At 67.6% G+C, this 12,244-nt stretch carries 10 protein-coding genes; 1 reads left to right on the top strand and 9 read right to left on the bottom strand.

All coding sequences use genetic code 11. The features are described 5' to 3' along the window. Positions 1–11 precede the first annotated feature (11 nt). From ACTJKH_RS01525 to ACTJKH_RS01500, 6 genes are all read right to left on the bottom strand, one after another. The gene (locus ACTJKH_RS01525) at positions 12–1,241 is read right to left on the bottom strand and encodes a multidrug effflux MFS transporter (protein WP_210099238.1); all 1,230 of its coding nucleotides are present in this window, start codon (positions 1,239–1,241) and stop codon (positions 12–14) included. A 406-nt stretch (positions 1,242–1,647) separates the two neighbouring features. Further along, a complete protein-coding gene (locus ACTJKH_RS01520) occupies positions 1,648–2,799 on the bottom strand; it encodes a cystathionine gamma-synthase (RefSeq protein WP_440735489.1) in 1,152 nt (383 codons plus the stop codon). A gap of 76 nt (positions 2,800–2,875) precedes the next feature. After that, positions 2,876–4,252 carry a cystathionine beta-synthase gene (locus tag ACTJKH_RS01515; protein ID WP_440735488.1) on the bottom strand — a complete coding sequence of 459 codons (1,377 nt, stop codon included), beginning with the start codon at positions 4,250–4,252 and terminating at the stop codon, positions 2,876–2,878. 89 nt (positions 4,253–4,341) lie between these two features. Further along, positions 4,342–5,301 (bottom strand): carbohydrate ABC transporter permease, encoded by a 960-nt coding sequence (locus ACTJKH_RS01510; RefSeq protein ID WP_210098670.1) that lies wholly within the window; start codon positions 5,299–5,301, stop codon positions 4,342–4,344. Next, positions 5,298–6,437, bottom strand: coding sequence for a carbohydrate ABC transporter permease (locus ACTJKH_RS01505; RefSeq protein WP_440735487.1), 1,140 nt, complete (start codon positions 6,435–6,437; stop codon positions 5,298–5,300). Before ACTJKH_RS01505 ends, ACTJKH_RS01510 begins: the two co-directional genes overlap by 4 nt. Positions 6,438–6,545: 108 nt before the next feature. Further along, on the bottom strand, positions 6,546–7,862 hold the full coding sequence (locus ACTJKH_RS01500) for an ABC transporter substrate-binding protein (protein WP_440735486.1): 1,317 nt from the start codon (positions 7,860–7,862) through the stop codon (positions 6,546–6,548). Between the two features lie 281 nt (positions 7,863–8,143). On the opposite strand from ACTJKH_RS01500, the gene ACTJKH_RS01495 reads away from it, so the two are divergent. Continuing rightward, positions 8,144–9,148 carry a LacI family DNA-binding transcriptional regulator gene (locus ACTJKH_RS01495; protein WP_440735485.1) on the top strand — a complete coding sequence of 335 codons (1,005 nt, stop codon included), beginning with the start codon at positions 8,144–8,146 and terminating at the stop codon, positions 9,146–9,148. A gap of 106 nt (positions 9,149–9,254) precedes the next feature. Here the strand turns inward: ACTJKH_RS01495 and rplL are convergent, their stop codons facing one another. From rplL to ACTJKH_RS01480, 3 genes are all read right to left on the bottom strand, one after another. After that, a complete protein-coding gene (gene rplL / locus ACTJKH_RS01490; RefSeq protein WP_042539579.1) occupies positions 9,255–9,632 on the bottom strand; it encodes a 50S ribosomal protein L7/L12 in 378 nt (125 codons plus the stop codon). A 50-nt stretch (positions 9,633–9,682) separates the two neighbouring features. After that, the gene (gene rplJ / locus ACTJKH_RS01485) at positions 9,683–10,171 is read right to left on the bottom strand and encodes a 50S ribosomal protein L10 (protein ID WP_210098674.1); all 489 of its coding nucleotides are present in this window, start codon (positions 10,169–10,171) and stop codon (positions 9,683–9,685) included. Positions 10,172–10,404: 233 nt separating this feature from the next. Next, positions 10,405–12,198 carry a glycoside hydrolase family 15 protein gene (locus tag ACTJKH_RS01480; protein WP_440735484.1) on the bottom strand — a complete coding sequence of 598 codons (1,794 nt, stop codon included), beginning with the start codon at positions 12,196–12,198 and terminating at the stop codon, positions 10,405–10,407. Between the last annotated feature and the right edge of the window lie 46 nt (positions 12,199–12,244).

The following is a 12,244-nucleotide window of genomic DNA, read 5'->3' as shown; positions in this document are numbered from 1 at the left end:
GATGCTGAGAATCAGGGAGCGAGCATGCCGACAGTCCGAGGACGCACGATGAGCCACAGCGACAGGACGCCGATCGCCGCGCATCCGACCATCACCGAGGCCATGGTTGTCGCGGTGATTCCGGCCCCGTGCGAGATCCATCCGACGACCGGGGAGATGAGCCCCGCGACGCCGAAGTTCGTGGCTCCGATCACGGATGCCGCGGTTCCCGCCGCCTTGCCGTGCCGGTCGAGAGCGAGCACCTGCACGTTCGGGAACGTGAATCCGCAGGCCGTCATGAACACGAACAGCGGGATGACCGTGCCCCACAGGCCGAGGCCGAGCTGGTCGGTCACGATGATGGCGGCCCCGGCGAGCAGCAGCACGGCCGTCGAGTACGCCATGACCCACTGCGGGCCGAACCGTGCGGCGAGCCGCGAGGCCGTCTGCACGCCCGCGACGACGCCGAGCGAGTTGACCGCGAACAGCAGTCCGTACTGCTGCGCATCGAGCCCGTGCGTCTGCTGGAACAGGAACGGCGATGCCGACAGGTACGAGAAGAGGCCCGAGAACGTCATGCCTCCGATGATCAGCACGCCGATGAAGACCCGGTCGGAGAAGACCGAACGGTAGCGCTGCAGAACGGTTGACCCGCCCTTCTCCTGGCGACGGGCGACGGGAAGCGTCTCGGGGATGAACACCACGGTCGACACCAGCATCACGACGCCGTAGAGGGCGAGCACCACGAAGATCCCCCGCCAGGGCATCAGGGTGAGCAGCCACGACCCGATCAGCGGTGCGATCACCGGGGCGACGCCCGACACCAGGGCGAGACGCGACAGCATCACGACAAGACGGCGGCCGCCGAACAGGTCGCGCACGATCGCCATGGCGACGACGCCACCGGCGGCGGCGCCGACACCCATCAGCACGCGCGCGCCGCTGAGCAGCGGCAGCGTCGGCGCGTAGGCGGCGGCCACGCTGGCCAGCACGTGCAGGGCGGTCACGACGATGAGCGGGATGCGCCGGCCGACCTTGTCACTCAGAGGGCCCACGACGAGCTGCCCGAGGGCGAAGCCGATCATGGTGCCGGTCAGGGTGAGCTGGATCGCCGCGGCCGTGGTCTCGAAGTCCTGCTCGAGCACCGGGAACGCGGGCAGGTACAGGTCGATCGTGAACGGACCCAGCGCCGTGAGTGCGCCGAGCAGCACGATGTACAGCGCGCGGCGACCGTTCGAGATCGAGTCACCGGGGTGCAGCATGATCGGCGCGGTGGCCGGGTTCGATCCGAGGGTGCGGATGGCGCCCGTCGACGACGGGATGCGGATGCTGCCGGTGGCGGTCCGCTCAGGAACGGGGCTCGTCTGGCGGGGGTCAATGTATGGAGCGTCGGGCACGACGGTCCTTCCGGAGTTCGAGGGGGATGAGATCGAGTCGCGAGAGCGGTCGGATCGTCGAGGAGTCTCGAAACGATTCGATCCGGGCGAAGTCTCCATGCTACAGCCCCGCCGGACCACGGACGCGGCCCGGCGAACACGCGCACAGCCCGGATCACTCACACCTGCAGGCCGAAAATGACGGATGCAGGCCGAAACGCGCGGTTTCGACCTGCATCCGTCATCTGACCATGCATCCGTACGACCTCGGCGCGCGAACGCCGCTCCGGGGTCAGCCCAGGCGCGTGAGCCCCTGCTCGAGATCCGCGATGAGGTCGTCGACACCCTCGATGCCGACCGAGAGACGCACGACGTTCTCGGGCACGGCGAGGGCCGTTCCGCGCACCGAGGCGTGGGTCATGTCCGGCGGGTAGCCGATCAGCGACTCGACTCCGCCGAGCGACTCGGCCAGCTGGAAGAGCTCGGTCGACTCCGCGAAGGCCTTGGCGGCCGCAGCCCCCGCCGAGAGGCCCAGCGAGAGCATCCCGCCGAATCCGCTCATCTGACGTGCGGCGACGTCGTGGCCGGGGTGCGAGGCGAGCCCCGGGTAGTACACGGTCGCGAACTCAGGGCGTGCCGCGGCCCACTCGGCGATCGCCTGCGCGTTCTCGGAGTGCTGGCGCACCCGCACCGCGAGGGTCTTGATGCCGCGGGTCGTGAGCCAGGCGTCGAGCGGGGCCGAGACGGCACCGACCGCGAACTGCTGGAACTTGATCTGCTCGAAGAAACGGTCGTCGCCGAAGACGACGGCGCCCCCGAGCACATCGGAGTGCCCGCCGAGATACTTGGTGGTCGAGTGCACGACCAGGTCGGCACCGAGCGAGAGCGGCTGCTGCAGCGCGGGAGACGCGAAGGTGTTGTCGACGACCGCGATCGCCCCGGCCGCGTGCGCGATCTCGGCGACGAGAGCGATGTCGACGATCTTCAGCAGGGGGTTGCTCGGCGTCTCGATCCAGACGATCTTCGTCTCGGGGCGGATCGCCGCGCGCACGGCGTCGACGTCCGACAGCTCGACCGTCGTGAAGTCGATCCCCCACGGCGAGAGCACACGAGCGAAGAGGCGGTAGGTGCCGCCGTAAACGTCGTTGCCGAGCACGACGTGATCGCCGGGCTTCAGGATGCCGCGCAGCAGCGCGTCCTCGGCGGCGAGCCCCGACGCGAAGGAGAGCGCGTTCGCCCCGCCCTCGAGAGCGGCGAGCTGCGTCTCGAGCGATGAGCGCGTCGGGTTGCCCGCACGGTTGTACTCGTACCCGTCGCGGAATCCGCCGATGCCGTCCTGCACGTGCGTGGACGCCTGGTAGATCGGCGGGATGATCGACCCCGTGGTCGGGTCAGGCGCCTGACCTGCGTGGATGGCTCGGGTGGCGAAAGCATGCTCGGACATGTGTCTCAGCCTACGTCCGCCCCGCCCCGGGCATCCGCCCCTGTTACGCCCGGCGTCAGTGCTCCGCTGCCCGGCGTCAGCGCGAGATGTACGAGAGCAGGTCCTGCCGGGTGAGCACGGTGTGCGGCTTGCCGTCCATCGTCACGAGAAGCGCGTCGACGTCGGCGAGCGCCGCGCGTGCCTGCGCGATCGGAGCATGGATGCCGATCAGCGGCAGCCGCTCCCCCACGTGAGCGCCCACGGCATCCGCCGGTTTCGCGTCTCCGCGGAAGAGCAGGTCGAGCAGCCCCTTCTCGTCGACCGTGCCGACGACCTCGCCCATCATCACAGGAGGCTCGGCGCTCAGCACCACCAGCTGCGAAACGTCGTACTCGGTCATCATGCCGATGGCTTCGAGCACGGTGTCGGTCGGGTGCGCATGCACGAGATCGGGGATGCCCTCACCGAGCCGGGATGAGCGCGCGGCCAGGACGTCGGCGACCGTCTCGCCCTCCTCGACCTCGCTGAACCCGTACGACCGCATCCACCCGTCGTTGAAGATCTTGCTCAGGTAGCCGCGGCCGCCGTCGGGCAGGAGCACCACCATCACGGCATCCGCGGGCAGCTCCCGGGCGACGCGCAGGGCGCCGACCACGGCCATGCCGCTCGATCCGCCCACCAGGATGCCTTCTTCCCGGGCGAGGCGGCGGGTCATCGCGAACGACTCGGCGTCGCCGACCGCGACGATCTCGTGCGGGATCTTCGGGTCGTAGGCGCCGGGCCAGATGTCCTCGCCGACCCCCTCGACCAGATACGGACGCCCGGTGCCGCCGCTGTAGACGCTGCCCTCGGGGTCGATCCCGACGATGCGCACGCGGTCGTCCGAGATCTCGCGCAGGTACCGTCCGGTGCCCGTGATGGTGCCGCCCGTGCCGACACCCGCGACGAAGTGCGTGATCGCGCCGTCGGTGTCGCGCCAGATCTCGGGGCCCGTGGTCTCGTAGTGGCTGCGCGGGCCGTTGGGGTTCTCGTACTGGTTGGGCTTGAACGCGCCTGGGATCTCACGGGCGAGCCGATCGCTGACGCTGTAGTACGACTCGGGGCTGTCGGCTGCGACCGAGGTCGGAGTGACCACGACCTCGGCACCGTACGCACGGAGGACATCGATCTTGTCCTCGCCCACCTTGTCGGGCAGCACGAAGACGCACTTGTAGCCGCGCTGCTGGGCGACGAGGGCCAGCCCCACCCCGGTGTTGCCGCTCGTCGGCTCGACGATCGTGCCACCAGGCTTCAGCTCCCCCGACGCCTCTGCCGCGTCGATGATGCGCGAGGCGATGCGGTCCTTCGCGGATCCGCCGGGGTTGAGGTATTCGAGCTTCACGAGCACCGTGCACTCCACACCCTCGGTGACGTGCTGGAGCTTCACGAGGGGCGTGTCGCCGACCAGGTCGACGATGGAGTCTGCGTACTTCATGTTCACAGCGTACGTGCGACGATGCCGCGACCGGGGTTGTGTTGCACCCGGCCGCGGCATCGTGTGTCACAGATGTCGGCGTGAACCGATCAGCCCTTCGTCGAACCCGCCAGGAGTCCGCGCACGAAGTAGCGCTGCAGCGAGAAGAACACGATCAGCGGCACGATGATCGACACGAACGCACCGGCGGTGAGCAGGTACCAGCCCTCACCACGACCGGTGATCTCGGCGAGCACCTTGGTGATCGGCGATGCGGCGCCGTCGGCGAACACGAGTGCGACGAGCAGATCGTTCCAGACCCAGAGGAACTGGAAGATCGCGACCGACGCGATCGCCGGCATCGTCAGCGGCAGCACCACCCGGAAGAAGATCTGCCCACGAGAGGCACCGTCGACGCGCGCGGCCTCGATGATCTCGCCCGGGATCTCCGACATGAAGTTGTGCAGCAGGTAGATCGCCAGCGGCAGCGCGAACATCGAGTGCGCGATCCACACCTGCGCGTAGCCGCCCGAGATGTCGAGCCCCTCGGTCACCTGGATCCCGAAGAGGTTGATGCCTCGCGAGAACGAGGACAGCAGCGGAACGAGAGCCATCTGGATCGGCACGATCTGCAGCGCGAACACGAAGATGAACAGCGCGTTGCGACCCTTGAACTCGATCCACGAGAACGCGTATGCGGCCATCGCGGCGATCATCAGCGGGATGACCGTGGCGGGGATCGTGATCACGATGGAGTTGAAGAACGACTCCAGGATGGTCAGCTGCGTGGTGCCCGACTGCAGCACGGCCGCGTAGTTGTCGAGGGTCAACTGCGGGTTGGTGAAGAAGGTCCACCAGCCGGTGGTCTCGATCGCATCCCTCTCACGGAACGACGAGATGAAGAGTCCGAGCGTCGGGATCGTCCAGAGGACGGCGATGACGATCGAGGCGACTGTCGCCCACGGCCGGCTGAGGCGCTTGCGCGCTCGCCCTGCGGAGGCTTCGAAGCGTCCGGCGGTGGTGATCGCCCTCGTGCTCTGGCCGGTGTCTGAGTTCACGGTGTCGGTCATCGGATCTCCCGCTGCTTCTTGATCTGGCGCGCGTTGTAGATCACGATCGGCAGCACCAGGATGAACAGGATGACGGAGAGCGCAGCGCTGCGTCCCGCCTCGAACTTGGAGAACTGCGTGTACATCTCATTCGCGAGCACGGACGTGCCGTAGTTTCCACCGGTCATCGTGCGCACGATGTCGAAGACCTTCAGCGATGCGATCGAGATCGTCGTCAGCACCACGATGAGAGCCGGTCGGATCGACGGGATCGTCACCGACCAGAAGCGCTCCCAGGCGTTCGCGCCGTCGAGCTCGGCCGCCTCGAGAAGCTCCGCAGGGACTCCCTTGATGGATGCCGAGAGCACGACCATCGCGAAACCGGTCTGCACCCAGATCAGCACCACGATGAGGGCGAGGTTGTTCCACGGCCCGTTGAGCAGGAACTGCTGCGGCTCTCCGCCGAACCAGACCAGGATCTGGTTGAGGAGACCGATCTGCTCGAACTCGGGGCCACGGTAGGCGTACACGAAGCGCCAGATGATGCTGGCACCCACGAACGAGATGGCCATCGGCATGAAGACCAGCAGCTTGTAGATCTTCTCGCCGCGGGTCTTGTCGATGAACACCGCGTAGGCGAGGCCGATGAGGGTCGACAGGGTCGGCACGAGCAGCACCCAGACGATCGTGTTCACGACCGAGGTCACGCCATCGGACTGCGTGAAGATCCACAGGTAGTTCGAGAAGCCGACGAAGTCACTTCCCGTCGAGTTCCAGAACGACGCGTAGACCGTCTGGATCGACGGGAGGATGAGCCCGGCCAGGAGCAGCAGGATCGCCGGCGCCATGAACGCGACCAGCTGGATCAGGTATCCCACACCGTCGCGCGATCGGTAGTCCAGGAAGAAGAACAGGGCACCGACGGCGACCGCGACTCCCATCGCCCAGTAGTAGGAGTTGAAGAACCACATCACCGCGAGCGGGATGAGGAGGCACATCGCGAGGCGGATGCCGGTGTAGAGGGCGCCCTTGCGGGGCGCGATGTCGACGAGAAGCAGGATCACCACGACGACCACCGCGAAGGCGATGACGACGGCGAGAGCCTGGGCGATCGGGGGCAGAGTCCCGATCCATTGGAAGAACACAGTCGCGTTCATGGATTCCCCTTCATGAGACGGAGCTGATCAGCGGTCCGCGCGACGATGCGCGGACCGGTTGGGAGATGAGAAGGTGGGCCACCCGTTCGGGTGGCCCACCTCATCCGGTCAGCTGGACGGCCAGCCGGTCTCGATCTGCGTCAGCACCTCATCGGTCGAGGTTCCGTTGATCCACGCGACCATGCCCTTCCAGAACGTGCCCGAGCCGACAGCACCCGGCATCTGGTCGGAACCGTCGAAGCGGAAGGTGACGGAGTCGTCCTGCAGCAGCTTGATCGACTCCTGGAGGATCGGGTTCTCGACGGCCTCGATGTCGACGCCCTTGTTGGCCGACGTGACGCCGCCGAGAGCCAGACGCTTGTCAGCCCACTCGGGGCTCGACAGGTACTCGAGCACCTTCTGCGTCGCCTCGTCGTCGCTGAACGCGCCGACGATCTCGCCACCACCGGTGATGAACGTCTCGTCCTCGCTCTTGCTCGGGAGCAGGAAGGCCCAGACGTCGCCGTCCTCGGAGATGTCCGTGCCGTCGGGGAAGAAGCCCGAGAGGAAGGATGCCTGGTGGGTCAGCGCGCACTCGCCGCTCGCGACCTTGGGCGCGACGTCGCCGAACGCGGTCGAGTTGATCGAGCGCACGTCGCCGAAGCCGGCGTTGACGTAGTCGGGGTTGAGCAGGAGCTCACCCGTGGCGTCGAACGCCTCCTTGATCTGGGGGTCCGTGAACGGGACCTCGTTCTTGACCCACTGGTCGTAGACGTCGGCACCGGCGTTGCGGAGCACGAGGTCCTCGATCCAGTCGGTTCCGGGCCAGCCGGTCGCCACACCCGACTCGAAGCCGGCGCACCACGGAGCCGTGCCGCTCTTCTCCTGGATGGTCTTGGTGAGCGTCAGCAGCTCATCCCAGCTCGTGGGCTCCTGGACGCCCCACTCGGCGAACTTCTTGGGCGAGTACCAGACCCAGCCCTTGACGCTCGCCATGAGCGGTGCGCCGTAGAACTCGTCCTTGTACGTGCCGAAGTCGACCCAGCCCTGCGTCCAGTACTTCTTCGCGTTGGCCTCGACCGCGTCGGGAGCCGGCTTCAGGTAGTCGCGCGCCGCGTAGTCCGCGAACAGACCCGGCTGGGGGAAGATCGCGATGTCGGGCGGGTTGCCGCCCTGTGCGCGGGTACCGAGCTGCGTCTCGAAGTCCTGGCTGCCCTCGTACTTGATCGTGATGTCGTTCTCCTTCTCGAAGTCCGACCACGACTCCGCGAGGAGCTCCGCCTCTCCTTCGACGATCGTGCCGTAGATCGTGACGGTGTTGTCGCCGCCGCCTCCTCCGCCGCCGCCCGTCGATCCGCCGGGAGCACCACAACCGGCGAGCGCGATGCCCGCGACTCCCAGCAGGGCGATCGGCGCGTAACGCCGCGAACGCTGTGACAGACCCATGTGAATTCTCCTCTTCGAGTTTCACGGCCCCCCGCTCATTCTGCGCCGCCCCTCGGCACAGAATCGGGAACCGATTCCAGGACAACCTATCGGGGTCGAACACCCCGACACAACACGCCAGGATCACAAGCTCGCAACCTTTTCGACTCCGTGGATCGCCCGCATGGGAGCGCTCCCTCACTTTCGGCCTGGAACCGGTTCCTTTCCCCGCGACGAGCGGCTACGCTGTCATCGGCGCGCAGGAGGGGCTGAGGCGCCGGACGCATGGTCGAGGAGGACCGATGAGCACGATCGCGGACGTCGCGGCGCGCGCAGGCGTGTCGAAGGCCACCGCGAGCCGAGCACTGAGCGGTCGCGGCTACGTCTCGGAGGGCACTCGCAGGAGGGTCGCGGACGCTGCGGACGAACTGGCGTACGTCGCCCACTCCTCCGCCACGAGCCTCGCCACCGGCCGTACGCAGACCGTCGGCGTGATCATGCCCCCGGTCGACCGCTGGTACTTCTCCGAGCTGCTCGCAGGCATCCAGGAGTCGCTGTTCGCCCTCGACTACGAACTCGCCCTGTACGGGATCCGCGAGGGCACCGAGACGAGGCAGCGGCTCTTCGACACGGTGCTTCCCGGGCGGCGGTTCGACGGGATCATCGCCGTCGGCATCCAGCCGAGTGCGCAGGAGCTCGATCGGCTGCACCGCTCCGAGCGTCCGCTGGTCAGCGTGGGCCCGTACAGCGAAGGCTCCAGTGCCGTGTCGATCGACGACGTCGCCGCCGCGCGGATCGCGACGGAGCACCTCATCGAGCTCGGACACACCGACATCGCCTTCGTCGGGGGCGCGGCGGACCCCGATGATCTCAGCTTCGGCGACGCCCAGCGGGTCGAGGGCTATCTCGAAGCCCTCGCCGCGGCGGGGCTCGAGGCCGTCGCGCGAATCGCGGATGCCTCCCCCACGATGCCCGGCGGCTACGCCGCCGCCGTCGAGCTGCTGGCCGATCGCCGGGGCCGCCCCACGGCGATCGTGGGCGTGTGCGACGAGGCCGCGATCGGGGCGATGATCGCCGCACGCCGCCTGGGCATCGCGGTGCCCACGGAATTGAGCATCGTCGGGGTCGACGACCATCAGCACGCCGAGATGTTCGCGCTGACCACCATCAAGCAGTCGCCGCGCGAGCAGGGGCACGAGGCGGTGCGCCTGCTGCAGCAGCAGATCGACCATCCGGACTCGCCCCGGGAGCGCACCGTCACGGCATCCGCCCTGGTCGTGCGCAGTTCCACCGCCGGGCGACGCTGAACCCGATCTCGCCCCCGGACGCACGAAAGCCCCGGGCGGACCCGGGGCTTTCGTGAAGCGTTCAGACGCTTCCAGGGCGAGGCGCTATGCCGCGACCTGGAACGGATTACTTGAGGGTAACCGTGGCGCCTGCCTCTTCGAGGGCAGCCTTGGCCTTCTCGGCTGCTTCCTTGTTCGCGCCCTCGAGCACGGCCTTGGGAGCACCGTCGACGACAGCCTTGGCCTCGCCGAGACCCAGCGAGGTGAGCTCGCGGACGGTCTTGATGACCTGGATCTTCTTGTCGCCAGCAGCCTCGAGGATGACGTCGAAGGAGTCCTTCTCCTCAACCTCTTCAGCAGCTCCGCCACCTGCGCCGGCAACGGCGACGGGGGCAGCAGCGGTGACCTCGAACTTCTCCTCGAACGCCTTGACGAAGTCGTTGAGCTCGACGAGGGTCAGGCCGGCGAACTGCTCGAGCAGCTCCTCAGTGGTGAGCTTAGCCATGATGTATCTCCTAGATAGATGGGGTTTGTTGAACGAGAACGTCAGGTCGCTTACGCGGCCTCGGCGGTCTCCAGCTTTTCGCGAAGAGCATCGATGGTGGCGGCAGCCTTGCCCATCGTGGCCTTCATCATGCCCGCAGCCTTCGCCAGCAGAACCTCACGGCTCTCGAGCGCGGCGTACTTGTTGACCTCGTCGGCGGTGAGGGCGTTGCCCTCGAAGATGCCGGACTTGATCACGAGAAGCGGGTTGGCCTTGGCGAAGTCACGCAGAGCCTTTGCAGTGGCGACGAAGTCACCGTGCACGAACGCGACGGCCGACGGACCCTTGAGGTCGTCGTCCAGCGCGGTGATGCCAGCCTTGTTGGCGGCGATCTTGGTCAGCGTGTTCTTCACCACGGCGTACTCAGCGTCCTGACGGATGCTGTTGCGCAGCTCCTTGAGCTGGGCAACCGTCAGACCGCGGTACTCGGTCAGCAGAACGGCAGTCGAGTCCTCGAATGACTTCGTGAGCTCGGCGACCGATGCATCCTTCTGCGCCATGGTCACTCCTTGGTGTGTACGAGGTGCCTCACGGCGGTGAGGCACCGGTTCCGACCCCTGGCAACAGAAAAGCTCCGGCGCAAGCGCACGGAGCTTTGAGAAGTTCGTGTCCTGCGCGGGCCCCTGCTGAGCAGAGCTTCAATCCTCATGCGCTTGCGCACACGACGATGACCAGCGGTCTTCGGTTACGACAACTGTACCCCACGGCATCCTCGGCCCCAAATCGGTCGGGATCACCGACGGTGCGCGGCGCGACCTCCGTGGCCCGCGAGCGCGTCGGCGGCGCGGATGAGGCTCAGGTGCGAGAGCGCCTGCGGGGTGTTGCCCGCCTGCCGCGCGTTCGCGACGTCGTACTCCTCCGACAGCAGTCCGAGGTCGTTCGTCATCCCGATCAACCGCTCCATCAGATCGCGCGCCTCGTCGACACGACCGCTCGTCGCATACTGCTCGACCAGCCAGAAGCTGCACGCGATGAAGGGATGCTCATCGCCGTCGAGCCCGTCCACACCCGACTCCGTGCGGTAGCGACGGAGGAATCCGTCGGTGAGCAGGGTGCGCTCGATCTGCTCCACGGTGCGGAGCATCCGCGGGTCGTCGGCGGCGCAGTACCCGACCTGTGGGAGCACGAGCAGCGAGGCGTCGACCTCGGTGGAGCCGTAGTGCTGGATGAAGTACCCGTGGTCCGCGTCGACGCCGCGCTCGTCGATCTCGCGGCGCAGACCGTCGCGCACCGTCGCCCAGCGATCGGCGTCACCGGCGAGGCCGTGCTCCCGCACGGCGCGGACGCCGCGGTCGAGAGCCGCCCACATCATGACCCGGGAGTGGGTGAACCACTGCGGCTCGCCCCGGATCTCCCAGATGCCGTTGTCCGGGCGGTCGATGGACGCGATCACCTGCTCGATGAGCGCCCGCTGCAGGGGCCACGAGAAGTCGCCCTCCTCGAGGCCCGCGATCCTGGCGCACTCGAGTGCGACGAGCACCTCGCCGATCACATCTCCCTGGTACTGGTCGACGGCGCCGTTGCCGATCCGCACCGGCGCCGCCCCTCCGTAGCCGGGCAGGCTCGTGAGCTCGCGCTCGATGAGGTCGCGCTCCCCGGCGATCCCGTACATGATCTGCACCTCGTTCGGCTCACCGGCGACGGCTCGGAGCAGCCATCGACGCCAGTGGTGCGCTTCGGTGAGGAATCCATGGGCGATGAGCGCCTCGAGCGTCAGAGCGGCGTCCCGCAGCCAGACGAAGCGGTAGTCCCAGTTCCGCGAGCCGCCGAACTCCTCGGGGAGCGACGTGGTCGCCGCGGCCACGATGCCACCGGTGTCCCTGTTCGTGAGCGCCCGCAGCACGAGCAGCGACCGCACGACCTCGCCACGGTAGGCACCGTCGTGCTGGATGCCGCTCGCCCAGCCCTGCCACCACGCTCGCGTGGCGGCGATCGCGTCGTCGACGTCGAGCGGTGCCGGGTGATGCTCGTGCGAGGGGAACCAGCTGAGAGTCAGGTCTCGGACCTCTCCAGCCGAGACCGTGAGCGTCCCCCGATGCCTGTGGTCCTCCGCGACGAGCCGGAGTCCGCGCACGATCACCGCCTCCGGTCCGGCGGTCGCCGACAGCGCCGGCTGCTCGCTCGTACCCACCTGACGCACCCACGGCAGTCTGCGGGAGTAGTCGAAGTGCAGACGCAGCTCGGTGACGAACTCGACCTGACCTGCGATGCCGACGATCCGACGCACGACATCGCTGCGCGTCGGATGCAGCGGCATGAACTCGTGCACCTCCGCGACACCGTCCGACGTCTCCCACCGGGTGACGAGGATGAACGTGTCCGACACGTAGTGCCGCTCGGAGGTCGCCGTCTCATCGACGGGACGCAGCGTCCAGCATCCGTGAGGCGCCTCCCCCAGCAGCGCTCCGAACAGCGACGGCGCATCGAAGCGAGGCAGGCACAGCCAGTCGATGCTGCCCTCCTTCGAGACGAGCGCGCCGGTGCGGCAGTCGCTGAGCAGGGCGTAGTCCTCGATGGGAGCGGGCATCGACCGATTCTGGCACGACTGTCGACGGGGTGGACGGGTTACGGTG

It is taken from the genome of Microbacterium sp. 22215, from assembly GCF_052045655.1.
GTDB lineage: Bacteria > Actinomycetota > Actinomycetes > Actinomycetales > Microbacteriaceae > Microbacterium > Microbacterium phyllosphaerae.
The sequence above is the reverse complement of the archived record's forward strand: the minus strand, read 5'-3'. Positions and strand labels throughout refer to the sequence as shown.

What these genes read in the sequence shown, in the direction of transcription:
- ACTJKH_RS01525 (WP_210099238.1), bottom strand. Translation starts at nt 1,241, where the DNA reads ATGCTGCACCCCGGTGACTCGATCTCGAACGGTCGCCGCGCGCTGTAC.
- ACTJKH_RS01520 (WP_440735489.1), bottom strand. Translation starts at nt 2,799, where the DNA reads ATGTCCGAGCATGCTTTCGCCACCCGAGCCATCCACGCAGGTCAGGCG.
- ACTJKH_RS01515 (WP_440735488.1), bottom strand. Translation starts at nt 4,252, where the DNA reads ATGAAGTACGCAGACTCCATCGTCGACCTGGTCGGCGACACGCCCCTC.
- ACTJKH_RS01510 (WP_210098670.1), bottom strand. Translation starts at nt 5,301, where the DNA reads ATGACCGACACCGTGAACTCAGACACCGGCCAGAGCACGAGGGCGATC.
- ACTJKH_RS01505 (WP_440735487.1), bottom strand. Translation starts at nt 6,437, where the DNA reads ATGAACGCGACTGTGTTCTTCCAATGGATCGGGACTCTGCCCCCGATC.
- ACTJKH_RS01500 (WP_440735486.1), bottom strand. Translation starts at nt 7,862, where the DNA reads ATGGGTCTGTCACAGCGTTCGCGGCGTTACGCGCCGATCGCCCTGCTG.
- ACTJKH_RS01495 (WP_440735485.1), top strand. Translation starts at nt 8,144, where the DNA reads ATGAGCACGATCGCGGACGTCGCGGCGCGCGCAGGCGTGTCGAAGGCC.
- rplL (WP_042539579.1), bottom strand. Translation starts at nt 9,632, where the DNA reads ATGGCTAAGCTCACCACTGAGGAGCTGCTCGAGCAGTTCGCCGGCCTG.
- rplJ (WP_210098674.1), bottom strand. Translation starts at nt 10,171, where the DNA reads ATGGCGCAGAAGGATGCATCGGTCGCCGAGCTCACGAAGTCATTCGAG.
- ACTJKH_RS01480 (WP_440735484.1), bottom strand. Translation starts at nt 12,198, where the DNA reads ATGCCCGCTCCCATCGAGGACTACGCCCTGCTCAGCGACTGCCGCACC.